We start from the raw sequence: 25,343 nt of genomic DNA, 5'->3' as shown, positions 1-25,343 counted from the left end.
GTCACCTCGGTGCGGTGTCGGCCCTCGCCACTGGCTGCGATCGCTGACCTCCCTCTCCGCCGTACCGCGGCCGGCGGCACCGCCGCCATCGGCGCGCCCCCTCCAACCGCGCCGGTGGCGGCCCCTTCGCGGTTGGTGCGTGTTCCCTTGACTGGCAGAAACTTCCCGGATATTGGTGACCTCTTGGAAGTTTCCTTCAGTGGATCCGAGTGGATCACCTCCGGAAGGAGCGCACGTGCACGACACCGGCACGGCAAGCACGGGAAACACGGCACAACCCTCCAGACGCACCGTCCTCGCCGCCACGGCCGGCGTCACCGCCGCCCTCGCGGCCGCCGGGCCCGCACAGGCCGCCGCCCCGGACGACAGCCGGCTGCGCGGCATCGTCTCCCGCATGACGCTCCAGGAGAAGGTCGGGCAGCTCTTCGTCATGCGGGTCTACGGGCACTCCGCCACCGCCCCCGACCAGGCCGACATCGACGCCAACCTCAAGGAGATCGGGGTCCGTACGGCCGCGGAGCTGGTCGCGAAGTACCGGGTCGGCGGCATCATCTACTTCGCCTGGGCGCACAACACCCGCGAGCCGCACCAGATCGCCGAGTTGTCGAACGGCATCCAGAAGGCGTCCCTGGAGCTGCCGCGCGGGCTGCCCGTGCTCATCTCCACCGACCAGGAGCACGGGATCGTCGCCCGGGTGGGCAGACCGGCCACGCTGTTCCCGGGGGCCATGGCCGTGGGGGCGGGCGGGTCGCGGTCCGACGCCCGTGCGCTCGGCCGGATCTCGGGCGCCGAGCTGCGGGCGATGGGGATCCGGCAGGACTACTCCCCCGTCGCCGACGTGAACGTCAACCCGGCCAACCCGGTCATCGGCGTGCGGTCCTTCGGTGCCGACCCGCGGGCGGTGGCCGCGCTGGTGGCCGCCGAGGTCGCCGGGTACCAGGGGTCCGGGGTGGCGGCGACCGCCAAGCACTTCCCCGGGCACGGGGACACCAACGTGGACAGCCACACCGGCTTCCCGACCATCACGCACAGCCGGGAGCTGTGGGAGCGGCTGGACGCGCCGCCGTTCCGGGCGGCGATCGCCGCGGGCATCGACTCGATCATGACCGCGCACCTGATGGTCCCGGCCCTCGACGACTCCGGCGATCCGGCCACCCTCTCCCGCCCCATCCTCACCGGCATCCTGCGCGAACGCCTCGGCTACGACGGGGTCGTGGTCACCGACTCTCTCGGCATGGAGGGCGTACGGAGCAAGTACGGCGACGACCGGGTGCCGGTGCTCGCGCTGAAGGCCGGCGTGGACCAGCTGCTCAACCCGCCCGACCTCGACCTCGCCTGGAACGCCGTCCTGACCGCCGTGCGCGAGGGCGAGCTCACCGAGGCCCGGCTCGACGAATCGATCCTGCGGGTGCTGCGGCTGAAGTCCAGGCTGGGGCTGTTCCGTTCCCCGTACGTCAGCCAGGGCGGGGTCGACCGGACCGTCGGCACCCGGGCGCATCTGGCGGCGGCCGACCGGATCGCCGAGCGGACGACCACACTCCTCGTCAACGAGCGGCGCCTGCTGCCCCTGTCGCGGCGCCGGTACCCCAGGGTGCTGGTGGTCGGGGCGGATCCGGCCTCGCCGTCGGGCACCACGGGACCGCCCACCGGCGTGCTCGCGGGCGCGCTGACCGACCTGGGCTTCACCGCCACCGCCCTGTCCACCGGCACCGCCCCCTCCGCGGCGGCCGTCGCGAAGGCGGTCGCCGCGGCGCGCGACGCGGACGCGGTGGTGGCCGCCACGTACAACGTCACCGCGAGCAGCGGCCAGAGGGCGCTGGTGGAGCAGCTCGTGGCGACCGGGAAGCCGGTCGTGGCGGTGGCCATCCGCAATCCGTACGACGTGGCCCAGCTGCCGTCCGTGCCGGCCTGCCTGGCCGCCTACTCCTGGACCGACGTCGAACTGCGGGCCGCCGCACGGGTGATCGCCGGACGGGTGAAACCGCGCGGAAAGCTGCCGGTGGCGGTGCAACGGTCGGATGATCCGGAGCAGGTGCTGTATCCCGTCGGCTACGGGCTGTCGTACTAGACGTACGCCACGGACCGGGCGCACCACCCCCAACGTGCGCAAACCGCCCCATGTGCCTGGCGTGCGCCCGCGACGGCGGGTCACGCTGGGCGAGCACACTCGGGGGGTCGGCGATGCGTGGGAGAAGTTCCGTGGGGGTGGTCTGCGGGCTGGTGGTGCTGCTCGGCACGCTCCTGACCGGCTGCCAGAGCCCGTCGGGAGGCGTGGCGGAGGACGGTCGGCTGGGCGAGCCCGCGACCGGGAGGACCGGGACGACCACCACGGCGTCGCCGGTGCCGACGCGCCCGTCCGGGTACGGGGCGGTGTTCCTCGCGGTCGGCGAGTGCAGTTCGTTCGGTACGACGAGCTTCACCGAGGTGCCGTGCGCCGGTGAGCGGGCGGCGGCCCGGGTCGTGGCGCGGCACGACGGCACGGTGCGGGACGGGCCGCGCTGCCCGGCGGTCACCGACTTCGTGCTGCACATCAGCGAGCAGCGGCCCGCGTCCGACGAGGACGGCGACGGGGCGGTGCCGCGGGGCTTCGCCTGTATGCGCAACCTCCAGCCGCCGCACCCCGGTGATCCGGGCGGCGGGGGCGGGCCCCGCACGATCGTCGGGGACTGCGTCTACAGCTCCGGCGACGGGCAGGTCCGCGAGACCGCCTGCGACGGCAGGGGCGAGCGGAAGCCGCAGTACGAGGTGGTCCGGGCGGTCGCCGAGCGGGCCGACTGTCCCGCCCCGACCGCCTTGTACGTCCGGCTGGGCGGAAAACGGCCCGTGGGGTGCGCCCGGCCGCTGTGAGCGGTGCGTCCGCCTCGCCCGCGTCAGCGCATCAGCCTGTTGCGCGAGTGTCGTCGCCGGGCCTCGGCCATCTGGTCGCGGACGTTCTCCGCGGGCAGGTCTGCCGCCAGTCGGGCCAGCTCCTCGAAGGTCGACAGATACGTTCCGCCGCTGCCCTCGCCCCGCAACTCCCTCTCCCGCTCCACGAACGGCCGGACGGCCTTCCAGACCGAGACGATCCGGGTGCGCAGGACCGTGACCAGCAGCGTCTGGTCGAGCAGACCGAAGACGGCGAGATTGGCGAATGACTGGTAGTAGTACACGACGCTGCAGAAGGCCGCCTTGGCCTCGGCCGGCAACCCGCGTACTCCGTCCTGGGGGTCGTGCTCGGCCCCCAGGCGAGTGCACACGTAGTCGTGCTGTTCATGGAACTCGGCGGACCGGAACTCCCGGAGCAGATCGATCAGTACCGATATGTGGTTGCCGTGCTTTGCGATGCGGGCCTGCCGTGTGCTGAACACGATGGAGGTCACCACTGCGACGACGGCGATGGCCGTGGTCACGACGTTGAAGACGACAGAACTGTCCATCCGGTCACCGTACGGAGCATTCACCGCGTGCGCATGGACATGCGAACCGCCCCTCGGCCCGGAGGCCGAGGGGCGGTCGTATCCGGGCAGCGGGCGGTTACGGACGCAGCGTCATCTCACGCTGGACATCCCGCTTGTCGAGCTTGGCGTCGAACTTCGCCAGCGGCCTGGCCGCTTGCGGGTCCGCCTGCACGGTGCTGGAGGCGACACCGGCCCAGTCGAGGATGCGGGCGGTGGCGAGGGCCTTCTGCTCGGGCACGAGGCCCGCGACGTTGGCGCCGTGGTTCATGCCGGGGGCGGTCATGACGTAGGAGTCCTTCGCGCCCTTGCCGACGCGGAAGGGCTCCGCGCTCCACGGGTCGTTCTGTCCGTTGACGAACAGCATGTGGCGGGCGTTGTGCCGGACCCAGGTGTCGATGTCCCGCATCGCCGACGGCTGGAACCTCATGGGGATGTCCCGGGGGACGAAGTTGCGCGGCGGCTGGTAGCCGTAGCGGATGTACTGCTTCTCGACGTGCGGGAAGCGGATGGTCGGCGCGCCGAGCTGCGTGCCGGCCTGGTAGTAGTACGGCGTGTAGGTCGTCAGGCCCTGGTCGGCGTAGGCGGAGAAGCCGGAGATCGTGTCGACGGAGTCCCAGATCTCCTCGTCGGTGGCCTTCTTGGCGTCGGCCGGGATCTGGTCGCAGTCGGACAGCAGGCTGTACTGCCAGAAGCCCCACACGTAGTCGAGGACGGTCGCCTCGAAGGCCTTGTCCAGGCTGCCGATGGTCGTGAAGGTGAGGCCGTTGGCCTGGGCGAAGGCCGCGTACTTCTTCTCCAGCGGCTCGCGGCGCACCAGCGCCTCGCGCTGCACGCCGTTCAGCCGGTCGCGGCACTCCTCGGTGCCGACGCGGGCGAAGAAGCGGTCGTAGGCGGAGTCCTCCTTGTTCACCACGTCGTTGGGGGCCACGTAGGCGACGACGCCGTCCATGTCCCGCGGGTGGAAGCGCTCGTAGTAGGTGGCGGTCATGCCGCCCTTCGAACCGCCCGTGGAGATCCACTTCTTGCTGTAGATGCCCTTCAGGGCCTTGAAGACGCGGTGCTGGTCGTCGGCCGCCTGCCGGATGTCCAGCTTGGACCAGTCGGCCGGGGCGGGCCGGGACGGGGTGAAGAAGCGGTACTCCAGGGAGACCTGGTTGCCGTCCACGATCTGGGTCGGCTCGCTGCGGCGGGGCGTCGTGGAGACGTTGTAGCCGCTGGTGAAGAACACCGTCGGGCGCGAGACGTCCTTGTGCAGCACGGTGATGCGCTGCTGGAAGGTGCCCTTCGAGGGCTTCCGGTGGTCGATCGGCTGCGTGTAGTTCAGGACGAAGAAGCGGTAACCGGTGTACGGCTTCTCCTCGACGAGGCTCATGCCCGGTATGGAGAGCAGCCTGTCCTTGATGTCGGTGGTGCCGGCGGCGTCGGCGGCGTCGGCGGCGGTGGCCGCTCCCGCCGTGCCCAGTGTGCCTATGAGCACCGTGAGCGCCAGCAGCCATCTGAGCGCCTTGCGCATGCGCACTCCCCTGTGAGACAGATGTGCGCCGGAAGCTAGCGGACCAACTCACCGGAGCACCAGGGGACATAGGGAAAACCCTGTGCGCGGGGGGGGTGTCGCGGGGCGCGGGCCGTCAGCAGAGGATCCAGCCGGAGCTGAACTTCCCCCTGCCGACCTGTCCTTTGAGCCAGACGCAGCGGCGCCCGGCGTGCACGGTCACCGGCCCCGCGCGATAGGCGTACTTGCCCGCGTCGACGACCGGCCGGTTGCCGCGCGCCTGCACGCTCACCGACATCGTGCGCTTCACGCCGGGCTTCTTGGTGAGGGTCACGGCGCAGACGTAGCCGCCGCGCTTGTAGACGAGCACGGTCCCGGTGGAGAACGGCAGGGTGCGGACCTTGCGGCCGGGGCAGAGTGCCGAGGCCGCCTGCGCCTCCCCCGGCGCGGCGACGGCGAGCAGCCCGGAGGCGGTCAGCACGGCCAGCCCGAGCGCGAGCCGCCGCCGTATCGCTCCACTGTGCACTGTCGTCCTCCCGTACCGCGTCGTCCGCGACCATCGGCGTACGCCAGTACGGACGCATGACGTATGTCGGACGGTTGCGCGGGCGTCACGGATACGCGGCAAAGAAGGTGTCGTCAGCGGGACGCGCCGACCGGCTCCTCCGGCTCGGCACCGATGAACGTCCGCCACAGCTCCGCGTACCGGCCGCCGCGTGCGAGCAGCTCCTCGTGGGTGCCGTCCTCGGCGACGCGGCCGTGGTCCATGAGGACGACCCGGTCGGCGCGGGCGGCGGTGGTGAGGCGGTGGGCCACGACGAGGGTGGTGCGGCGGCCTGCCAGCCGGTCGGTGGCCTGGTTGACCTGGGCCTCCGTGGCCAGGTCCAGGGCGGCCGTGGCCTCGTCGAGCAGCAGGACGTCCGGGTCGACCAGTTCGGCGCGGGCCAGCGCGATCAGCTGGCGCTGCCCGGCGGACAGGTTGCGGCCCCGCTCGGCGACCTCGTGGAGGTAGCCGCCCTCCAAGGTGGCGATCATGTCGTGCGCGCCGACCGCGCGGGCCGCCGCCTCGACCTCGGCGTCGGTGGCGTCCGGGCGGCCGTAGGCGATGGCGTCGCGGACGGTGCCCTGGAAGAGGTACGCCTCCTGCGGGACGACTCCCAGGCGGTGCCGGTACGAGGTGAGGTCGAGGTCCCGCAGGTCGGCGCCGTCGACGGTGACCCGGCCGCCGGTGGGGTCGTAGAAGCGGGCCACGAGCTTGACGAGGGTCGACTTGCCCGCGCCGGTCTCGCCGACGAAGGCGACGGTCTGCCCGGCGGGGATGCGCAGGTCCACCCCGCTGAGGGCCGCCTCCCCCTCACCGGCGGCACCGTATGCGAAGTGCACGTCCTCGAAGGCGATGTCGCCGCGCAGGGACAGCACCTCGAGGGGTTCGTCGGCGGACTTCGTCGACGTCGGCTCCCGGAGCAGCTCCTGGATGCGGCCGAGCGAGACGGTGGCCTGCTGGTAGCCGTCGAAGACCTGGGAGAGCTGCTGCACGGGCGCGAAGAACAGGTCGATGTAGAGCAGGTAGGCCACCAGCGAGCCGATCGCCAGCGTCCCGTCGTCGACCCGGGCGCCGCCCACGATCAGCACCGCCGCCGCGGCCACCGACGACAGGAACTGCACGAACGGGAAGTACACCGAGATCAGCCACTGGCCCCGGATGCGCGCCTGGCGGTAGCTCTCGCTGTGCCCGGCGAACCGCCGCCCGCCGTCCCGCTCGCGCCGGAAGGCCTGCACGATCCGCAGCCCGGACACCGACTCCTGGAGGTCGGCGTTGACGACCGACACGCGTTCGCGGGCCAGTTCGTACGCCTTCACGGACGCGCGGCGGAAGAAGTACGTGGCGACGATCAGCGGCGGCAGCGTCGCGAAGACGACCAGCGCCAGCTCCACGTCGATCACCAGCAGCGCGACCATGATGCCGAAGAAGGTGACGACCGAGACGAAGGCCGTGACCAGGCCCGTCTGGAGGAACGTCGACAGCGCGTCGACGTCGGTCGTCATCCGGGTCATGATCCGGCCGGTCAGCTCACGCTCGTAGTAGTCGAGCCCGAGGCGCTGGAGCTGGGAGAAGATCTTCAGCCGGAGCGAGTACAGGACCCGCTCGCCGGTACGCCCGGTCATCCGGGTCTCGCCGATCTGGGCCGCCCACTGCACGGCCACCGTCAGCAGCCCGAGCAGGGCCGCCACCCACACGGCACCGAGGGCGGCCTGTGTGACGCCCGAGTCGATGCCGTGCCGGATCAGCACGGGCAGCAGCAGGCCCATGCCCGCGTCGGTGGCGACCAGGGCCAGGCTGACCAGCAGCGGCAGTCCGAAACCGCGCAGCAGCCGGCGCAGGCCGTAGGACTCCTCCGGCTGCACGGCCCGCGACTCGTCGACGTCCGGGACGTCGGTGGCCGGGGGCAGGGCCTCGACCTGGGCGAGGAGCTCGGGGGTGGCGGGGCTTTCGGCCAGGGCCAGGTCCTTGCGCTCGCGGTCCCCCGTCCACAGCCGCGGGGTGACCCCCCGCTCGGCGTCGAACTCGGCGTCCAGCTCGTCCCGGACGGAGGTGTCCTCCTGGGGGCAGGCCGGCCGGGTGTGGCCCGGGGAGACCGCGCCCAGCTCGTCCGGGTCGGTGAGCAGGCGCCGGTAGAGGGCGGACCGCTCCTGGAGCTCCTCGTGGGTGCCGATGTCGGCGAGGCGGCCGCCGTCCAGGACGGCGATGCGGTCGGCGAGGTTCAGGGTGGAGCGGCGGTGCGCGATCAGCAGGGTCGTACGGCCCCGCATGACCCCCTTGAGGGCCTCGTGGATCTCGTGCTCGACGCGGGCGTCCACCGCGGAGGTCGCGTCGTCCAGGACCAGCAGGCGCGGGTCGCTGAGGATCGCGCGGGCGAGGGCGACGCGCTGGCGCTGGCCACCGGAGAGGGTGAGGCCGTGCTCGCCGACGGTGGTGTCGTAGCCCTCGGGGAGTTCCGCGATGAACCGGTCCGCCTGGGCGGCGCGTGCGGCCTTCTCGATCTCCTCCTGGGTGGCGTCCGGGCGGCCGTAGGCGATGTTGTTGCGGACCGTGTCGGAGAACAGGAACGAGTCCTCCGGGACCAGCCCGATCGCCGCCCGCAGCGACTGGAGCGTCAGCTCCCGCACGTCGTGCCCGCCGATCAGGACGGCCCCGCGTGTGACGTCGTAGAAGCGCGGCAGGAGGAGGGAGACCGTGGACTTGCCGGAACCGGAGGAGCCGACGACGGCGAGCGTCTCACCGGAGCGGATCTCGAAGGAGAGCCCGTCGAGGACGCTGTCGGCTTTGCCGGGGGCGCCGCCGTAGCCGAAGGAGACATCGTCGAACTCGACCGTCGCGGGGGCGTCGGCGGGCAGGTCCTTGTGGCCGTCCTCCATCGACGGCTCGGTGTCGATCAGCTCCAGGACGCGCTCGGTGCCGGCGCGGGCCTGCTGGCCGACGGTGAGCACCATCGCGAGCATGCGGACGGGACCGACCAGCTGGGCGAGGTAGGTGGAGAAGGCGACGAACGTGCCGAGCGTGATGTGCCCGCCCACCGCCAGCCAGCCGCCGAGGGCCAGCATCGCGACCTGGCCGAGAGCGGGGACGGCCTGCAGGGCGGGGGTGTAGACCGAGTTCAGGCGGATGGTGCGCAGCCGGCCCGCGAACAGCCGGCGGCCGACGTCCCGGAGCTTGCCGGTCTCCTGCTCCTCCTGCCCGAAGCCCTTCACCACGCGTACGCCGCTGACGGCGCCGTCGACCACGCCCGCGACGGCGGCGGCCTGGGCCTGGGCGTACCAGGTGGAGGGGTGGAGCCGGGTGCGGCTGCGCCGGGCGATCCACCAGACGGCGGGGGCCACCGCCAGGGCGACCAGGGTCAGCGGCACGGACAGCCACGCCATGATCACCAGGGAGATCAGGAAGAGCATGAAGTTCCCGATGGTCATCGGGAGCATGAAGAGCAGGCCCTGGATCAGCTGCAGGTCACTGGTGGCCCGGCCGACGACCTGGCCGGTGGACAGCTCGTCCTGGCGGCGGCCGTCGAGCCGGGTGATCGTGTCGTACATCTCCGTCCGCAGGTCGTGCTGGACGTCGAGGGCGAGGCGGCCGCCGTAGTAGCGGCGGATGTAGGTGAGGACGTAGACGACCAGCGCGGCGGCGACGAGGAGGCCGGCCCAGGTCGTCATGTCCCTGGTGTGCTCGCTGATGACGTCGTCGATGATCACCTTGGTGATCAGCGGGACGAGCGCCATGACGGTCATCCCGGCCAGGGAGGAGCCGAGGGCGAGTACGACGTCCTTCGGGTGGCGCCACGCGTAGGCCCACAGTCGTCGTGCCCATCCCCGTTTCGGTGTCACACCGGTGCCTTCCGATCGTCCTGGTCTGCCGGAAGGCACCAACGTGTGCGGGGGCGTTTTTCATCCCGCCGCGGGTGGACCGGTTGTTCTTCGGGTGCCGCATCGTGGGGGTTGACCGCGCGGTTCCCCGCGTCCCTAGGGAGTCGCGCGTACTCGCAGGTAGTAGAAACGGGTCGTCTGAGCCGGGTTCTGGTTGTCGTCGCTGACCAGCAGGATCTCCAGGGCGTTCCTCGTCCGGCCTGTGATCGTCATGCCCTCGATGTTGTCCAGGAGAGGGTTCGGCTGGGGCTGCTTGGCCGTCGCTCCCAGGGGCGGGCAGGTCGCGAGGTCGGTGAGCAAGGTCTTCTTCATCCCGCGGCGCGGGTCGGCCAGGTAGAGGCGGACCGTGTTGCCCACGCCTGCCGTGAAGCCGCGTTCCAGGACCAGGAGGCGGCCGTCGGGGGTGGCCCGGATCTCGGGGACGCCGAGGCCGGGGTCCGTGCGGTACGTGTACCGGTCGGCGAGCCGGAAGCGGCCCTCGTGACGGTTCCAGGTCTGGAAGCGGACGGTGTCGGCGGGGTCGCCGGCGAGGGCGTACTCCATGGACGCGACCAGGGTGCGGCCGCCGGGCAGCAGGGTCAGCCCCTCGAAGGTGCCGTTGGGCTGCCCTCGGCCCGCTGGGCTCACACGCAGGTCGTCCGGGACCGGGAGGCGGTCGAGGATCTTGCCGGTGCGGGAGTAGCGGCGTACCGACGGCTCGGTCTCGGAGGTGACGAGGTACGTGCCGTCGCCGTCGGCCACCAGGCCCTCGGAGTCGAGTGCGGCTCCGGTCTCGTCGGCGAGGGGCACCACGGACCGGGGCTTCAGGGTCCTCGCGTCCAGGCGGAACAGCGACGAGCGGTCCGAGAGGGCGGCCAGGGAGCCGTCCCGGCCGACGGCCAGCGCGGAGAGATTGCCGACGAAGGTGTCCTCGTACGTCGTCTTGTCGAGCGCGTCGGAGAAGCGGTCGAGGGAGACGGACGGGGAGCACGCGTGGGACGTGTGCGCCTGGGCGGGGCCGGCGGCGGTCAGGCACGTGGCCGCCGCCAGGCCCGCCGTGAACAGGGCGAGGTGGGTTCTCAAGGGCATGGGCGTCACCGTAGGGCGGGCCGGTGACGCCGGGTGGGCGGCCAGGTGAAGGTCGGCCGTTCCGGTGAGTGGGCCACACCGGCAGCCACTCGCCCTGCCCTGCGGGCACTCCCTCGCACCCGGCAGACCCGTCAACTCGCGGCGAGATCCTTGTGGATGACCTTGGCCACGGCCTGGATGGTGGCGATGCCGTAGTTCATCGTGCTGTTGCCGTGGGTCAGCACGGTCATCACGTAGTCGTGGCCGCCGCCCTTGAACGCGCCGACGCTGTGCACCCGCCACCCGTTCGTGGAGCGCTGCAGCCAGCCGTTCTTGACGGCCACGGTGACGCCTGAGGGCACTCCGTACGGGGTGCCCCAGCGCTGGGACGAGACGACCTGGCCCATCAGCTTGACGATGTAGGCGCGGGAGTTGTCACTGAGGACCGCGTTCTTGGCGGTGAGGAGCTTCAGCAGCTTCTGCTCGTCGGTGACGGTGATCTGCGTCAGGCCCCAGTAGCCGTTCGCGCCCGGCATGGTCTGCGTCATGCCGGCGGCCTTGAGGAAGTTCTTGATCTTCGTCATCCCGAGCTGCTTCCACAGGGTGGAGGTCGCCGCGTTGTCCGACTTGGTGATCATCGCCTTGGCGAGGGTGTTCTCGCGGTCGGTGAGGTACCGGTTCGTCTTCTTCGCGTCCCAGAGCAGTGTGGCGAGGACGGTGACCTTGACGACGCTGGCCGAGTCGTAGGCGGAGCTCGCGCGCAGGGTGCAGGTCGTGTTGGTGCTGCGGTCGTGGAGGCCGACGGCGACCGTGCCCTTGCGGGTGGCGAGCGCGGCGGTGATGTCCTTCTTCAGCTTGGCGGCGAGCCCGGCCTTGGCGGACGTGCAGGTCACGGCCGGAGCGGCAGCGGCGGCGGGCGTGGCGGCAGCGACGAGCGGCACGAGGACGCCCGTACCCACGGCCGCCGCCAGCACTCTGGCGCGACGGGATATCCCAGAAGTCATGCACCCCTTGACTTCCGGGCACGGGCGAAAGGTTGTAGGGATGACGAAGGCTTGTACGAGTCGTTACCGGAGGCTGCCCGGGTTCACAGGCGGCGGCCAGCTTCGGCACAGCGGCCTCCCACCTCCGCTGCCCACCATGCCGGGGTGACATCTGCCACCGAAACCCAGCTCAGCACAGCCGAGCCCCCGCCGGCCCCGCCCCGGGACGCCGCCACCGCGCCGCGTTGGTCCCCGCCCGCACTGCTCGCGATCCTCGCCCTGGCCGCGGTGCTGTACTCCTGGAACCTGTCCGGATCCGGCCTCAACAGCTTCTACAGCGCCGCCGTGCTGAGCGGCACCGAGAGCTGGAAGGCCTGGTTCTTCGGCTCGCTGGACGCCGGCAACTTCCTCACCGTCGACAAGCCGCCGCTCGCGCTGATGGTCATGGGCCTGTCCTGCCGGGTCCTCGGGTACGGCACCTGGCAGATGATGGCGCCGATGATCGTGGCCGCCCTGGCCACCATCTGGATCCTGCACTCCTGCGTGAAGCGGGTGTTCGGGCACGCGGCTGCGGCCGTGGCGGCCCTCGTCCTCGCCCTCACCCCGATCACGGTCGCCATCAACCGGGACAACAACCCCGACACTCTGCTGGTGTTCCTGATGGTGGCCGGCGCGGCACTCGCCCTGCGCGCCACGCGCGACGGCCGGCTGCTGCCGCTGCTCGGCTCGGCGGCCTGCTTCGGGCTCGCCTTCAACACCAAGATGCTCCAGGGGTACATCGCGCTGCCCGCCGTGTTCGTGGTCCATCTGTACGCGGCGAAGCCGGCGGTGGTGAAGCGCATCGTCCATCTGCTCCTCGCCGGAGTGGTGCTGGCCGTCTCCAGCTTCTGGTGGGCCGCGGCCGTGTCGCTGGTCCCGGCCTCGGAACGGCCGTACATCGGCGGTTCGACGGACGGCACCGCCTGGAACCTGATCATGGGCTACAACGGCCTCGGCCGGATCCTCGGCGGCGAGGGCAACGGCGGGGGCGGCGGGGGCGGAGGCGGAGGCTTCTCCGGTACCGCGGGCCTCGGGCGGATGTTCAACGACATCCTCGGCGGCCAGATCTCCTGGCTGATCCCGTTCGCGGGCATCGCGCTCGTCGGCGGCCTGGTGCTGTGCGGCCGTGCCGCGCGTACGGACCTCACCCGGGCCGCGCTCGTGCTGTGGGGCGGCTGGACCGTGCTGCACTACCTGACCTTCGCCCTGGCGGAGGGCACCATGCACCCGTACTACACGACCGCGCTCGCCCCGGGCATCGCGGCGCTGTGCGGAGGCGGCGGGGTGCTGCTGCTGCGGGCGTTCCGAGCGGAACGGCGGTGGGTGTGGGTGCTGCCGCTCGCACTGGGCGTCACGGCCGTCTGGGCCGCGGTGCTGCTGCGGCGGGCCTCCGGCTGGAACTCCTGGCTGTGGCCTGCCGTTCTGGTCGTCATGGCGCTGGCCGTGGTGGGCCTGTTCGTCTTCCGCTCCGGCACCTCGGGGCTGCGGCTGCGGCTGCTGGCGGTGTCGGTGGCGGCTGCCGTCGTCGCGGCGGTGGCGGGCCCGGCGGCGTACGCCTGGTCGGTTCCGTCATCGGGAGCGAGCGGCGGCATGGGCGGTACGAACCCGACGGCGGGGCCGTCCACGGGCAGCGGCTTCGGCGGGCCCGGGGGCGGCCGGGGCTTCCCGGGAGGGGGCTCGGACAGTCCCGGCGAGGGCGGCCGGCAGGGCGGCGACGCCCGGGCCGGGGGCGGCTTCCCCGGGGGCGGGATGTCTTCCGGCGGGCAGGGCGGGCAGGCTCCCGAAGGCGCGGGCGCCCCTGGGGGCACGCCCCCGAACGGCGGCGGCACGTCCTCCGACGGCGACTCCGGCACCGGCCGGTCCGGCGGTGCGGGCGCTCAGCCCGGCGGTACGGGCGGGGGCCCCGGCGGCGGCATGGGCGGTGGCGCGAGCAACGAGCTGATCGCGTACCTGAAGAAGCACCAGGACGGCGCCGAGTGGCTGCTGGCGGTGTCGAGTTCGCAGGGCGCCGCCCAGCTCATCCTGAGCAGCGGTGAGCCCGTCATCTCGATGTGGGGCTGGTCCGGCAGCGACCGGGCGATGACGCTCGCCAGGCTCAAGGAGCTGGTGAAGAACGGCGAACTGCACTACATCCAGCTCGGCGGCGATGGGGGCGCCCCCGCGCGAGCGGATTCGAGCGTGGGGAAGGGCGGCGGCTCCAGCGTCAGCTCCGAGGTCACGGCGTGGGTGCGGAAGCACGGCACGGCGGTGAAGGGCAGCGACTACGGCGGGAGCACGAACTCGGACACCGGCTCCGGCTCCGGCTCCTCGGCGCAGTCGAGCCAGTCGGCCGTCTACCGTCTCGACCCGTCCGACGTCAGCTGATCCCGCACAACCACGCACGAACGGACGGCCCCCGACCCCTCGGTCCGGGGCCGTTCCCCCGTCCCGGATCATGGACACCGGTGTCCGGTGAACGGGTGAAGGGAAACGCAACGGTGGGCTACTGCCTGGAGATGAGCACCGGCGACATGAGAACGGTGGTGCGGCTGCTGACGGCGGTGGAGCGGACCGAACAGCAGGAGCGCACGCTCGCCCGTGTGCGCACGGAGTGCGAGCGGACCGACGCCCGTTTCCAGGAGCAGGGCATCGACCTCGACGTCTCCATCAGCCAGGCCCTGGACGAGCTGATCGACGGCACCCCGAGCACCGACCTCTGCCCCGCCTACAGCTACGCCTTCTACCAGGCCGTCGCGGCGCACTTCTCCGACCCCACCGACCTCGGCGCCTGGCGCCGCCCGGCGTGGTTCTACGCCATGGACGACGAACTGGCCCGGCACGGCGTACCGACCGACCTGCTCCCGGGCACGTTCCTGTTCAGCGGTCCGCCGTTGCGGCTGCCCCACCCCGGCGACGCGGTGCCCGCGATCGGCACGCTGCCCGCCCAGCGGGCCGCCGCCCTCGCCGACGCCTACACCCGTGTACTCGACCGCCTCGACCCCGAGTTCCGCGGCCCGGCCCGCCGGTTCGCCCACGCCATGCGGTTCGAGGCGGAGGAGTGGGAGAGCGCCCGGAAGCTCGGGACGAACCCTGACACGCTGCTCTTCTGGCTCCACTGACACCCGCTCGAACTCTTGACGCCGGCTTTCCCGCCGGAATACTTGCGGTCGACAGCGCGCCAACTGCCGTGTCGTTCAAAGGCTTTGCGTGAACGGCGGCAGCACTGTCCGAGATCCCGAACGTCGTGCGAAGTCTCGCAAGTTTCGTGACGACCACCCCCCACTGGAGGATCCGCACATGAGCCCACGCAAGGCACTCATAGCCGCTCTGACCGCCGCACTGCTGGCCGGCCCCGGCGTCGCCCAGGCCGCGACTCCCCAGGCTCCGCCCGCCCCCGCCCGGGAACGCGCCGCGGCGGCCACCATCACCTGGTCCCTCGTCCGCGCGAGCAACCCCACCGCGGACCAGCGATCGGCCTACGACCAGATCACCAAGGCCATGAACGCGGCGGTGGCCCGCTACAACAACCTCAGCGACCTGGGCAAGACCATCACGGTCCGCTACGAGCCGGGCGTCCCCACCGCCGACGGCAACATCAACGGCACCATCCGCTTCGGCAGCAACCGCAGCTACATGAACGAGCGGACGGCCCTGCACGAGATCGCCCACACCATCGGCGTGGGGACGAGCTCGGGCTGGTCCCGCCTGGGCGGCAGCGGCACCTGGACCGGCGGGCAGGCCACCGCGCTCGTCCGGCAGTACGACGGCTCCGGCGCCAAGATCTCCACCGGCGGCGGCCACTTCTGGCCCTACGGCCTGAACTACGACAACGAGTGGTCGGGCACGGCGGCCGACCGCCACGTCCACATCGTCGCCGCGATGGTCCGCGACGGCCTGTAGACCACCTCGCGGGGCCGGCCGGCGCTCAGTCCAGATGCGTCGGCGCGAACATCCGCAGCACGGCCGGGAGCAGGACCACCGAGGGCCCGGGCGCCTGGAGCGCCTTCGCCAGGTCCTGCTCCAGGTTCTCCGGGGTCGTCCGCACCCCGGGGACTCCGAAGGACTCCGCCAGGGCCACGTAGTCGGGCCGGGTCAGTTCCGTCGCGGTCGCCTCGCCGAACGCGTCGGTCATGTACTCGCGCAGGATGCCGTAGCCGCCGTCGTCGACGATCAGCCAGGTGACGTTCAGGTCGTACTGGCGGGCCGTCGCCAGCTCGGCGATGGAGTACAGCGCCCCGCCGTCGCCGGAGACGGCGAGGACCGGCCGGGTCGGGTCGGCCGCCGCCGCGCCGAGTGCCGCCGGGAAGGCGTAGCCGAGGCCGCCCGCGCCCTGCGCGGAGTGCATGTGGTTGGGGCCCTTGGCGTCGAAGGCCGACCAGGCCCAGTACGCGAGGATCGTCATGTCCCAGAAGGACGGGGAGTCGGCCGGCAGCGCCCTGCGGACGGACGCCAGCACGTCCTGCTCCAGGGTGAGTTCCTGGGCGGCGATGCGGCCGGCGACTTTGGCGAGCACCTCCCGGACCCGGTCCGCCGCCGCCGCGTCCTCGCGTGGCGACACCGTCTCCAGCAGGGCCATCAGCGCCAGCCGGGCGTCCGCGTGGATGCCCAGCGCCGGATGGTTGGACTCCAGCTTGCCGAGGTCGGCCTCGATCTGGACGACCCGGCCCCGAGGCTTGAACGTGTGGTAGTTCGAGGAGAGTTCACCGAGGCCCGAGCCGACGACCAGGAGGACGTCGGCGTCCTCCAGGAAGTCGGTGGTGTGCCGGTCCTCGATCCACGACTGGAGCGACAGCGGGTGCGTCCAGGGGAACGCGCCCTTGCCGCCCGGGGTGGTGACGACCGGCGCCCGGAGCCGCTCCGCAAGCTGCTTCAGCTTGCCGGAGGCGTCCGCGCGGACCACTCCCCCGCCCGCGATGATCGCCGGACGGGCGGCCCTGGACAGCAGGTCGGCGGCCACGGCCGTCAGTTCGGGGCGGGGCGGCAGTTCCTCGGGGAAGGCGTCGCCGCCCGTCACCACCGGGATCACCGTCGGCGCGAGCAGCACGTCCTGGGGGATCTCCACCCACACCGGGCCGTGCGGGGCCGTCAGCGCCGACTTCCAGGCCGCCTCGAGCGCGGAGGGGATCTGCGACTGGGTGCGGACGGTGTGGACGGACTTGACCACCCCCCGGAACGAGGCCGCCTGGTCCGGAAGTTCGTGAAGGTAGCCGTGCCGGCCGCCACCGAGGCCCGCCGTCGGGACCTGGCTGCTGATCGCCAGCACGGGCGCGGAGGCCGCCGCCGCCTCCTGGAGCGCGGCGAGCGAGGTCAGCGCCCCCGGCCCCGTCGACAGCAGCAGCGGCGCGGCCTCACCGGTGATCCGGCCGTACGCGTCCGCCGCGAAACCGGCGTTGTTCTCCACCCGCAGGCCGATGTACCTGAGGTCCGAGCGGCGCAGCGCGTCGAACATGCCGAGGGCGTGCTGGCCGGGCAGCCCGAAGACGGTCGTGGCGCCCAGCCCGGCCAGTGTCTCCACGACCAGGTCTCCGCCGGTGCGGCCGGGAGGAGGGTTCAGGGCGGCCTCCGTCTGGGCGGGCGTGGGGCGGAGCACCAGGTCGTGGTCGTGAGTCACTTCGCTTCCGAGTCCTTCCGGGCCGCGGCGATCTGGCGCGACATGATCGTGGTCAGTTCGTACGCCGTGTGGGACGCGGCCACCGACGTGATCTCGGCGTGATCGTACGCGGGGGCCACCTCGACGACGTCCGCGGAGACCAGGTTGCAGGACGCCAGGCCGCGCAGGATCTCCAGCAGTTCGCGCGAGGTCATGCCGCCGGCCTCGGGGGTGCCGGTGCCGGGGGCGTGGGCCGGGTCGAGGCAGTCGATGTCGATGGAGATGTACAGCGGCCGGTCGCCGATGCGCTGGCGGAGCTGGTCGGCGACCTCGTCGGCGCCCCGCCGGTAGACGTCGGCGGAGGTGACGATGCCGAAGCCCATCTTCTCGTCGTCGGTGAGGTCCTGCTTGCCGTAGAGCGGGCCGCGGGTGCCGACGTGGGACAGGGCGGAGGTGTCGAGGATGCCCTCCTCGACCGCGCGGCGGAACGGGGTGCCGTGCGTGTACTCGGCGCCGAAGTAGGTGTCCCAGGTGTCGAGGTGGGCGTCGAAGTGCAGCAGGGCGACCGGGCCGTGCTTCTTGGCGACCGAGCGCAGCAGGGGAAGCGCGATGGTGTGGTCGCCGCCGAGGGTCATCAGACGGGCGCCCGTGCCGAGCAGGTCGTCCGCCGCCGCCTCGACGGTCTCGACGGCCTCGTTGATGTTGAACGGGTTGACGGCGATGTCGCCGCCGTCCGCGACCTGGGCGAGGGCGAACGGGGAGGCGTCCTGCGCCGGGTTGTACGGGCGCAGCAGCCGGGACGCCTCACGGATCGCGTTGCCGCCGAAGCGGGCGCCCGGCCGGTACGAGACACCGGAGTCGAACGGCACGCCCACCACGGCGACATCGGCCCGGCCGACCTCGTCCAGCCGGGGCAGCCGGGCGAAGGTCGCCGGGCCCGCGTACCGCGGGACGCGGGAGGAGTCGACGGGCCCGCGCGGAGTCTCGTTGCTGCTCATGAAGAAATGCCTTCTTTCCTACGCTTCATCGCGTATGTACTGCTTGCTCTACGACTCTACTGGGGAGCCGCGACCGGTTCGGACGCGAGTTCGGGAGACCGTCCGGCGAGCCGCTCGCGCCAGGCGGCGAGGACGGCGGTGTCGGTGGCGGGGGTGGCCAGGGAGACGACCAGATAGGCGGCGAGGGAGGCGAGCAGGCCGTAGTAGACGGGCTCGTTGGCGAGGATGCCGTACGTCGCCATCAGCGTGATGACCGCGAGTCCGCCGACCACGACCGAGGCGAGGGCGCCATGGACCGTGCCGCGCTTCCAGACCAGCCCGCCGAGGATCGGCACCAGCAGGCCGCCGACGAGCAGGTTGTAGGCGACGGTCAGGGCCTGGACGACGTCGTCGATCGCGATGGCCGTGGCGATGACCGCGACGCCCATGAGCAGGATGAAGGCGCGGTTGCCCTTCACCTCGTCGTGCTCTGCCGAGGGCGCCGCCTTGCCGATGCGCCGCAGCCGGGACCAGATGTCGTTGTTGGCGACGGTGGCGCAGGCGATCAGCGCGCCGGAGGACGTCGACATCACGGCGGCGAGGGCGGCGGCCAGCACCAGTCCGCGCACACCGACGGGCAGTTCGTCCTTCACGATGGTCGCGAAGGCATCGTCGGGGCTGCCGAGCTTCGGGTACAGCACCTTGGCCGCGGTGCCGATGACGGCACCGGCGAGGGCGTAGACGAGGCAGTAGGTGCCGGCGACGGTGCCGCCCCACTTGGCGGTCCTGTCGCCGCGGGCGGTGAAGACGCGCTGCCAGATGTCCTGACCGATGAGCATGCCGAAGGTGTAGATCAGCACATAGGTGAAGATCGTTTCGCCGCCGATGCCGAGCGGGTCGAAGTACCCGGTGGGCAGCTGCGCCTTCATCTCGCCGAACCCGCCGGCCTTCACGACGGCGATGGGCAGCAGCAGGAGCAGCACGCCGATGGTCTTCACGACGAACTGCACCATGTCCGTCAGGGTGATCGACCACATGCCGCCGAGGGTGGAGTACGCGACGACGATGGAGCCGCCGAGGACGATCGCGACCGCGCGGTTCATGTCGAACAGGACGTCGAAGATCGTGGCGTACGCGATGGTCGAGGTGACCGCGAGCATCAGCGTGTAGGCCCACATGACGACACCGGAGATGATCCCGGCGCGGCCGCCGCCGTAACGCAGGTCGAGCATCTCGGAGACGGTGTAGACCTTCAGCCGGGCGATGCGGGCGGAGAAGAAGACGGACAGGGCGAGCAGGCCGAGGCCGATGGTGAAGACCATCCAGGCGCCGGACAGGCCGTACTGGTAGCCCAGGCCCACACCGCCGATGGTGGAGGCGCCGCCGAGGACGATCGCCGCCATGGTGCCGGAGTACATGGCCGGGCCGAGGCGGCGGCCGGCCACGAGGAACTCGCTCTTGGAGCGGGCGCGGCGCATGCCCCACCAGCCCATCGCCAGCATGCCGGCCAGGTACACGACGATGACGGTGTAGTCGACGGCCATGGGGCCCCCTTCGCTCGGTGTCGCCGGCGGGTGACTGAGTGACGAGGACTGACCTTAGGTGGCCGGAAAGCGACTGCGAAGTGTACGTTTCATCCATTCGAGCCGCTGCTTGATGGAGGGAACGCACACCATGCCGGACCCGGCGGCCCCGCCCACTCCACCCGTACCGCTGACCGCGCTGCTGGCCCGCGAGGACCTGGCGCTGCGGCAGATCGCGGGGCCGCCCGCCGGGGGCGTCGTCGTCCACTGGGTGCACACCTCGGAGATGGCGGACCCGTATCCGTATCTGCTGGGCGGGGAACTGCTGCTCACGGCCGGCGTGCACATTCCGGAGGCGGCGGGCCCGGGGGCGGCGTACTTCGACGACTACGTCTCCCGGATCGTGGCGGCGGGCGGCGCGGCCCTGGGCTTCGGGCTGGCGCCGGTCCACGACACGGTGCCGGAGGCGCTGGTCGCGGCCTGTGCGTCGCGGGGTCTGCCGCTGCTGGAGGTGCCGCCCCGGACCACCTTCTCGGGTGTGGCCCGCGCGGTCTGGCAGCTGATGGCCCGGGCCCGCCTCGCCGAACTCCGCCGCGTGACCGAGGCCCAGCAGAGCCTCGCCGCCGCCGCTTCCCGCCCCGACCCGGTCCCGTCGGTGCTCCGGCAACTGGCGCAGCGGCTGGGCGGGTGGGCGGTGCTGTACGGGCCGGAGGGGGCGGAGATCGCGGGGGCGGGACGCAGGCCCGGGGAGGAGGCCCGGGCGGCACTGACCCGGCTGACGGAGGTGGTACGACCGGTCCGGTCGACGCCGCGGGCCAGTGCGGCACCGGAGACGACCGGGGCCCGGCCGACCGGACCCGCGGCCCCGGCACGACCGGACCGCCCCACGCCACCGGCGAGCGCGACACCACGGACGGGCGCGGTCGGGGCCCGGCCGACCGGACCCACAGCCTCGGCACAACCCGACCGCCCCACGCCGCCGACGAGCGCGACACCATCCCCCGGCCCCACCTCACCAGCAGGCACGACCGCGCAGCCGGCCGAACCCGCGGACCCGGCACAACACCGCCCCACGCCACCGGCGAGCGCGGCGCCTCACCCCGACCCGACCTCACCAGCAGGCACGACCGAGGGGCAGCCGGCCGCACCCGCGGACCCGGCACAACCCGACCGCCCCACGGCGCGGGCGGGTGCGGCGCCACGGACGGGCGCGGTCGGGGCGTGGCCGGCCGGGAGCGGGGCGGTCCGCTCCGGCGTGTCCCCCCGGCCGGACGCGGGCCCCGATCGCTCCGCCCCGGCGTCGGTCACCGACCCCGACCGTCCCGCCCCCTCCTCCGCCACCGACTCCGTCGCCGGGCTCCACCTCGCCGCCTACAGCCTGGGCGCGGGCCACGGCTTCGTGCTCGGGGTCGCCACCCCGCAGCGGGCCCCGGGCGACCACACCGTCGCCTCCGTCGCGGCCGTGCTGCTGTCGCTGCTCACCGGCGAGCAGCAGAGCGGTACGGGTGCGGCCCGCTCCTCCGCGCTGGTGCGGCTGCTGCTGGGCGCGCCGCCCGAGGAGGTCGCGTCGCTGCTCGGCGACGGGCCGTGGATCGTCGTGCACGCCCGGCCGGACGGGGACGGCGCCCCCGACCCCGTGGCGGCCTCCGCGCTGGGCGCCGCGCTCGGGTCCGCGCTGGTCGACCCGGCCGGGGAGGTCGTACGGGTCCTGGTCCCGGCCGACCGGGCACCGGCCGCCCCGCTGCCCGGCTGGACCCTGGGCGTCAGCGCCGCCGTCGCCCCGTACGACTGGCCCGCAGCCGACACCCAGGCCGCCCGTGCCCTGGCCCGGGCCCGCGCCACCCGCGCCCCGCTGCTCGGGCACGCCGCCCGCCCCGCCCTCGCCGACCTGGTCCCGCCCGGTGAGGCGGCGGCCCACGCCCGTACCCTCCTCGCCCCCGTCACGGCCCACCCCGCGCTCACCGAGACCCTGCGCACCTGGCTCTCCCTGCACGGCGGCTGGGACCGCACGGCCGTCGCCCTGTCCGTGCACCGCAACACCGTGCGGCAGCGCATCGCCCGCTGCGCGACCCTGCTGGAGACGGACCTCGACGACCCGGACGTCCGCATGGAACTCTGGTTCGCGCTGCGGCAGCTCTGAGTATGTGAGCGGTGTCCCGCTGAGTACGTGACGCACATCCCAGCGTTCGATACGCCAGGGACGCCCACAGTCGGCTGCCTCACAATGGATGCCATGCCGATATCCGGGACACCCAGCCGCGCCGAACTCGTCGAACACCTCGTCAGGACGCGCATCGCGGGCGACGTCGCCACCCCCCGCGAGAACAACCTCTCCCACTACCGCAAGCTGGCGAACAGCGACCGCCACTACTGGTTCGGGCTGGAACTCGGCGACCGCTGGAGCGACGAGCAGGACGTCCTCGCGGTGATGGCGGAGCGGGTCGGTGTGAACGACGACCCCGAGTACCGGTACGGCCAGGACACCATCGACCCGGAACTGACCGTCGACGGTCTGGAGCGGATGGCCGGGCGGCTGCGCAAGGCGGCGGACGGGCAGCAGCGCGTCCTCTTCGCCACCGGCCACCCCGGCGGCCTCCTCGACGTCCACCGCGCGACCGCCTCCGCGCTGCGCGCGGCCGGCTGCGAGATCGTCGTCATCCCGGACGGGCTGACGACCGAGGAGGGCTACGTCATGCAGTTCGCGGACGTGGCGGTGCTGGAGCACGGCGCCACCCTGTGGCACACCCACTCGGGCGAACCGATGAAGGCGATCCTGACGGGCCTGGAGCGCGAGGGCCGCCCGCTGCCCGACCTGGTCGTCGCCGACCACGGCTGGGCGGGCTACGCCGGACAGCACGGCGTCGACTCCGTCGGCTACGCCGACTGCAACGACCCTGCCCTGTTCATCGCCGAGGCCGAGGGCACCGTACAGGTGACGGTGCCCCTCGACGACCACGTCATCAGCCCCCGCCACTACGACCCGATGACGGCGTACCTGCTGTCGGAGGCGGGCCTCAGCTAGTCCCCCGCTCGCGCGGGACGCGGACCACACCCTCCTGGATCACGGTGACGGCCAGCCGCCCGTCCTGCGTGTAGATGCGCGCCTGCCCCAGTCCCCGGCCGCCGTACGCGGACGGGGACTCCTGGTCGTACAGCAGCCACTCGTCGGCGCGGAACGGCCGGTGGAACCACATCGCGTGGTCGAGCGAGGCCCCCACGACGTCGCCGACGGCCCAGCCGCCGCGGCCGTGCGCGAGCAGCACGGAGTCGAGGAGCGTCATGTCGGACACGTACGTGGCGAGGACGACGTGCAGCAGCGGCTCGTCGGCCAGGCCGCCCAGTTTGCCGTTGGTCCGGAACCACACCTGCGAGTGCGGCTCGCGCGGCTCGCCGAACTTCCCGTACGGCGGCTCGTCGACGTAGCGCAGATCGACGGCGGCGCGGGCCTCCAGGAACTTCTCGACCACCGGGGGGTCGATGTGCGCGTACCCGCGCAGCCGTTCCTCGCCGGTCGGGAGGGTCGCGGGGTCGGGCGAGGCGGGCATCGGCTCCTGGTGATCCAGCCCGTCCTCGTACGTCTGGAAGGACGCCGACAGATGGAAGATCGGCTTGCCGTGCTGGACGGCGACGACCCTGCGGGTGGTGAAGGAGCGGCCGTCGCGGATCCGGTCGACGGTGTAGACGATGGGAGCGCCGGGGTCGCCCGGGCGCAGGAAGTACGCGTGCAGGGAGTGCGCGGGCCGGTCCTCGGGGACCGTGCGTCCGGCGGCGACGAGCGCCTGGGCCGCGACCTGCCCGCCGAAGACCCGGGGGACGACGGCGGAACGGGACCGGCCGCGGAAGATGTCCTCCTCGATCTGCTCGAGGTCGAGGAGATCGAGGAGGTCCTGTAGTGCCTGGCTCATGGGGTAGTTGTACCGGCCAGTGATCGCTTATCGGTGTCGGGGGCCTTACAGGCCCATGTCCTTGGCGATGATCGACTTCATGATCTCGCTGGTGCCGCCGTAGATGCGGTTGACGCGGTTGTCCGCGTACAGGCGGGCGATCGGGTACTCGTTCATGTAGCCGTAGCCGCCGTGCAGCTGGAGGCAGCGGTCGATGACGCGGTGGGCGACCTCGGTGCAGAACAGCTTCGCGGAGGCGGCCTCGGCGGGGGTGAGCTCGCCGGCGTCCAGGGCCTCGGTCGCGCGGTCGGCGACGGCCTCGGCGGCGTCCACCTCGGCCTGGCAGGCGGCCAGCTCGAACTTGGTGTTCTGGAAGTGCGCGACGGGCTTGCCGAAGACGGTGCGCTCCTGCACGTACTGCTTGGCGAACCGGACGGCGGCCTTGGCCTGGGCGTACGCGCCGAAGGCGATGCCCCAGCGCTCGGACGCCAGGTTGTGGCCGAGGTAGTAGAAGCCCTTGTTCTCCTCACCGAGGAGGTCCTCGACGGGCACCTTGACGTCGACGAACGCCAGCTCGGCGGTGTCCGAGGTCTTCAGGCCGAGCTTGTCGAGCTTGCGGCCGACCGAGTAGCCCTGGGACTTGGTGTCGACGGCGAACAGGGAGATGCCGTGGCGGCGGTCCTCGGCGGTCGGGGCGGAGGTGCGGGCGCAGACGATCACACGGTCGGCGTGCACACCGCCGGTGATGAAGGTCTTGGCGCCGTTGAGGACGTAGTGGGTCCCGTCCTCGCTCAGCTTGGCGGTGGACTTCATGCCCGCGAGGTCGGAACCGGTGCCCGGCTCCGTCATCGCGATGGCCCACATCTCCTCGCCGGAGACGAACTTCGGCAGGAACCGCTTCTTCTGCTCGTCGGTGGCGAGCATCTTGAGGTACGGCAGGGCGAGCAGCACGTGCACACCGGAGCCGCCGAACTGGACACCGGCGCGAGCGGTCTCTTCGTAGAGCACGGCCTCGAACTTGTGGCTCTCAAGGCCCGCGCCGCCGAACTCCTCGGGCACGTTGATGCCGAAGATGCCCAGCTCGCCGAGCTTGTAGTAGAAGTCGCGGGGCGCCTGGCCCGCCGCGAACCACTCGTCGTACACCGGTACGACCTCGGCCTCGATGAAGGCGCGGATGGTCTCCCGGAACGCCTCGTGATCCTCGTTGAACACCGTACGGCGCACGCCGCCACCTCCACGACTTCGCATGTCTAAGCGCTTGCTCAGCCAAAGATACCGGCGAGTATCGAGAGGCGTCCAGGGTGGGGGCGGGCCGGGTGGGGTAACGCTCGTCACGCCGGTCGCCCCGGCGGAGCGCCGAGGGTCTGCGCGTCAGCCCCCCGCCGCCGCGAACGCCCCCCGGGCCATCCGGTGCAGCAGCTCCGCCGTGGCCCCCCGCCCGGGCAACGACCCCGCCCTCCCCAGATGCGGCGTCGAGTTCAGCAGCCCGAACACCGAGTGCACAGCCGACCGGCCCGCAGGCTCCCCGAGCCCCGGGTACACCTCCCGCACGACCCCCACCCACAGCTCCACGTACTGCCGCTGCAACTGCCGCACCATCTTCCGGTCACTGTCCCGGAGGCGATCCAGCTCCCGGTCGTGCAGGGTGATCAGAGGCCGGTCATCGAGCGCGAAGTCGATATGCCCCTCGATCAGCGAGTCGAGCACCGCCTCCGCACCACCCCCGTCCGCCTCGGCCAGCCTCCGCTTCGCCCCCGTCAGCAACTGGCCGCTGATCCCCACCAGCAGCTCCGCGAGCATCGCGTCCTTGCCCGCGAAGTGCCGGTACAGCCCGGGCCCGCTGATCCCGACCGCGGCACCTATCTCGTCGACTCCGACCCCATGGAAGCCCCGCTCGGCGAACAGCCGCGCGGCCTCCTTGAGGATCTGCTCACGGCGGGTGGGGGCGTCGGTTCTGGTGGCCATGGAATCAATTC

At 72.1% G+C, this 25,343-nt stretch carries 19 protein-coding genes; 7 read left to right on the top strand and 12 right to left on the bottom strand.

The annotated features are described in order from the left end of the window. The first annotated feature begins 235 nt into the window (after window positions 1-235). Together IO24_RS0100550 and IO24_RS0100545 are read left to right on the top strand one after the other, a co-directional pair. Window positions 236-2,068, top strand: coding sequence for a glycoside hydrolase family 3 protein (locus IO24_RS0100550; protein ID WP_031130553.1), 1,833 nt, complete (start codon window positions 236-238; stop codon window positions 2,066-2,068). Between the two features lie 113 nt (window positions 2,069-2,181). Continuing rightward, window positions 2,182-2,847 (top strand): hypothetical protein, encoded by a 666-nt coding sequence (locus tag IO24_RS0100545; RefSeq protein ID WP_031130550.1) that lies wholly within the window; start codon window positions 2,182-2,184, stop codon window positions 2,845-2,847. A 23-nt stretch (window positions 2,848-2,870) separates the two neighbouring features. On the opposite strand, the gene IO24_RS0100540 is transcribed toward IO24_RS0100545, so the two are convergent. The 6 genes from IO24_RS0100540 to IO24_RS0100515 all read right to left on the bottom strand — a co-directional run bounded on the left by IO24_RS0100540 (window position 2,871) and on the right by IO24_RS0100515 (window position 11,396). Further along, window positions 2,871-3,416: a DUF4760 domain-containing protein gene (locus tag IO24_RS0100540; protein ID WP_045295877.1), complete on the bottom strand. Its 546-nt coding sequence runs from the start codon at window positions 3,414-3,416 to the stop codon at window positions 2,871-2,873. A gap of 97 nt (window positions 3,417-3,513) precedes the next feature. Continuing rightward, window positions 3,514-4,950: a S28 family serine protease gene (locus IO24_RS0100535; protein ID WP_031130546.1), complete on the bottom strand. Its 1,437-nt coding sequence runs from the start codon at window positions 4,948-4,950 to the stop codon at window positions 3,514-3,516. Window positions 4,951-5,065: 115 nt separating this feature from the next. After that, the gene (locus tag IO24_RS0100530; RefSeq protein ID WP_031130544.1) at window positions 5,066-5,455 is read right to left on the bottom strand and encodes a hypothetical protein; all 390 of its coding nucleotides are present in this window, start codon (window positions 5,453-5,455) and stop codon (window positions 5,066-5,068) included. Between the two features lie 113 nt (window positions 5,456-5,568). Next, window positions 5,569-9,306: an ABC transporter ATP-binding protein gene (locus IO24_RS0100525; protein WP_031130542.1), complete on the bottom strand. Its 3,738-nt coding sequence runs from the start codon at window positions 9,304-9,306 to the stop codon at window positions 5,569-5,571. Window positions 9,307-9,441: 135 nt separating this feature from the next. After that, entirely contained in the window at window positions 9,442-10,413 is a 972-nt protein-coding gene (locus tag IO24_RS0100520) for an esterase-like activity of phytase family protein (protein ID WP_031130540.1), read from the bottom strand. A 131-nt stretch (window positions 10,414-10,544) separates the two neighbouring features. Next, window positions 10,545-11,396, bottom strand: coding sequence for a serine hydrolase (locus IO24_RS0100515; protein ID WP_031130539.1), 852 nt, complete (start codon window positions 11,394-11,396; stop codon window positions 10,545-10,547). A gap of 144 nt (window positions 11,397-11,540) precedes the next feature. Between IO24_RS0100515 and IO24_RS0100510 the strand changes: the two genes are divergently transcribed. The 3 genes from IO24_RS0100510 (at window position 11,541) to IO24_RS0100500 (ending at window position 15,293) form a co-directional block, all read left to right on the top strand. Next, the gene (locus IO24_RS0100510) at window positions 11,541-13,778 is read left to right on the top strand and encodes an ArnT family glycosyltransferase (protein ID WP_031130538.1); all 2,238 of its coding nucleotides are present in this window, start codon (window positions 11,541-11,543) and stop codon (window positions 13,776-13,778) included. 95 nt (window positions 13,779-13,873) lie between these two features. Beyond that, window positions 13,874-14,512: a DUF7691 family protein gene (locus IO24_RS40290; RefSeq protein WP_234335141.1), complete on the top strand. Its 639-nt coding sequence runs from the start codon at window positions 13,874-13,876 to the stop codon at window positions 14,510-14,512. Window positions 14,513-14,690: 178 nt separating this feature from the next. After that, entirely contained in the window at window positions 14,691-15,293 is a 603-nt protein-coding gene (locus tag IO24_RS0100500; RefSeq protein WP_031130534.1) for a hypothetical protein, read from the top strand. Window positions 15,294-15,318: 25 nt separating this feature from the next. Here the strand turns inward: IO24_RS0100500 and IO24_RS0100495 are convergent, their stop codons facing one another. The 3 genes from IO24_RS0100495 to IO24_RS0100485 are packed head-to-tail and all read right to left on the bottom strand — an operon-like array spanning window position 15,319 to window position 19,504. Then, window positions 15,319-17,004, bottom strand: coding sequence for a thiamine pyrophosphate-binding protein (locus tag IO24_RS0100495; protein ID WP_031130532.1), 1,686 nt, complete (start codon window positions 17,002-17,004; stop codon window positions 15,319-15,321). Continuing rightward, complete coding sequence (gene speB / locus IO24_RS0100490; protein ID WP_030838119.1) at window positions 17,001-17,981, bottom strand: agmatinase; 981 nt, start codon at window positions 17,979-17,981, stop codon at window positions 17,001-17,003. The genes IO24_RS0100495 and speB overlap by 4 nt, the downstream gene beginning before the upstream one ends. A 56-nt stretch (window positions 17,982-18,037) precedes the next feature. Beyond that, a complete protein-coding gene (locus IO24_RS0100485) occupies window positions 18,038-19,504 on the bottom strand; it encodes a sodium:solute symporter family protein (protein ID WP_031130529.1) in 1,467 nt (488 codons plus the stop codon). A gap of 130 nt (window positions 19,505-19,634) precedes the next feature. Between IO24_RS0100485 and IO24_RS0100480 the strand changes: the two genes are divergently transcribed. After that, window positions 19,635-21,623 (top strand): PucR family transcriptional regulator, encoded by a 1,989-nt coding sequence (locus IO24_RS0100480; RefSeq protein WP_031130527.1) that lies wholly within the window; start codon window positions 19,635-19,637, stop codon window positions 21,621-21,623. A gap of 93 nt (window positions 21,624-21,716) precedes the next feature. Further along, window positions 21,717-22,505, top strand: coding sequence for a phosphatase (locus IO24_RS0100475; RefSeq protein ID WP_031130525.1), 789 nt, complete (start codon window positions 21,717-21,719; stop codon window positions 22,503-22,505). Here the strand turns inward: IO24_RS0100475 and IO24_RS0100470 are convergent. The 3 genes from IO24_RS0100470 to IO24_RS0100460 all read right to left on the bottom strand — a co-directional run bounded on the left by IO24_RS0100470 (window position 22,498) and on the right by IO24_RS0100460 (window position 25,332). Then, complete coding sequence (locus IO24_RS0100470; RefSeq protein WP_031130523.1) at window positions 22,498-23,388, bottom strand: acyl-CoA thioesterase; 891 nt, start codon at window positions 23,386-23,388, stop codon at window positions 22,498-22,500. The genes IO24_RS0100475 and IO24_RS0100470 overlap by 8 nt on opposite strands. 45 nt (window positions 23,389-23,433) lie before the next feature. Next, window positions 23,434-24,591 carry an acyl-CoA dehydrogenase family protein gene (locus tag IO24_RS0100465; protein WP_031130521.1) on the bottom strand — a complete coding sequence of 386 codons (1,158 nt, stop codon included), beginning with the start codon at window positions 24,589-24,591 and terminating at the stop codon, window positions 23,434-23,436. A gap of 147 nt (window positions 24,592-24,738) precedes the next feature. Further along, window positions 24,739-25,332, bottom strand: coding sequence for an SACE_7040 family transcriptional regulator (locus IO24_RS0100460; RefSeq protein WP_031130519.1), 594 nt, complete (start codon window positions 25,330-25,332; stop codon window positions 24,739-24,741). Between the last annotated feature and the right edge of the window lie 11 nt (window positions 25,333-25,343).

The organism is Streptomyces flavovariabilis, assembly GCF_000725785.1.
GTDB lineage: Bacteria > Actinomycetota > Actinomycetes > Streptomycetales > Streptomycetaceae > Streptomyces > Streptomyces hawaiiensis.
This window is presented reverse-complemented; position numbering and strand designations above follow the sequence as displayed.

Coding starts and splice junctions, on each gene's coding strand:
- IO24_RS0100460 (WP_031130519.1), bottom strand. CDS start 25,332: ATGGCCACCAGAACCGACGCCCCCACCCGCCGTGAGCAGATCCTCAAG.
- IO24_RS0100520 (WP_031130540.1), bottom strand. CDS start 10,413: ATGCCCTTGAGAACCCACCTCGCCCTGTTCACGGCGGGCCTGGCGGCG.
- IO24_RS0100485 (WP_031130529.1), bottom strand. CDS start 19,504: ATGGCCGTCGACTACACCGTCATCGTCGTGTACCTGGCCGGCATGCTG.
- IO24_RS0100540 (WP_045295877.1), bottom strand. CDS start 3,416: ATGGACAGTTCTGTCGTCTTCAACGTCGTGACCACGGCCATCGCCGTC.
- IO24_RS0100545 (WP_031130550.1), top strand. CDS start 2,182: ATGCGTGGGAGAAGTTCCGTGGGGGTGGTCTGCGGGCTGGTGGTGCTG.
- IO24_RS0100475 (WP_031130525.1), top strand. CDS start 21,717: ATGCCGATATCCGGGACACCCAGCCGCGCCGAACTCGTCGAACACCTC.
- IO24_RS0100515 (WP_031130539.1), bottom strand. CDS start 11,396: ATGACTTCTGGGATATCCCGTCGCGCCAGAGTGCTGGCGGCGGCCGTG.
- IO24_RS0100470 (WP_031130523.1), bottom strand. CDS start 23,388: ATGAGCCAGGCACTACAGGACCTCCTCGATCTCCTCGACCTCGAGCAG.
- IO24_RS0100535 (WP_031130546.1), bottom strand. CDS start 4,950: ATGCGCAAGGCGCTCAGATGGCTGCTGGCGCTCACGGTGCTCATAGGC.
- IO24_RS0100500 (WP_031130534.1), top strand. CDS start 14,691: ATGAGCCCACGCAAGGCACTCATAGCCGCTCTGACCGCCGCACTGCTG.
- IO24_RS0100480 (WP_031130527.1), top strand. CDS start 19,635: ATGCCGGACCCGGCGGCCCCGCCCACTCCACCCGTACCGCTGACCGCG.
- speB (WP_030838119.1), bottom strand. CDS start 17,981: ATGAGCAGCAACGAGACTCCGCGCGGGCCCGTCGACTCCTCCCGCGTC.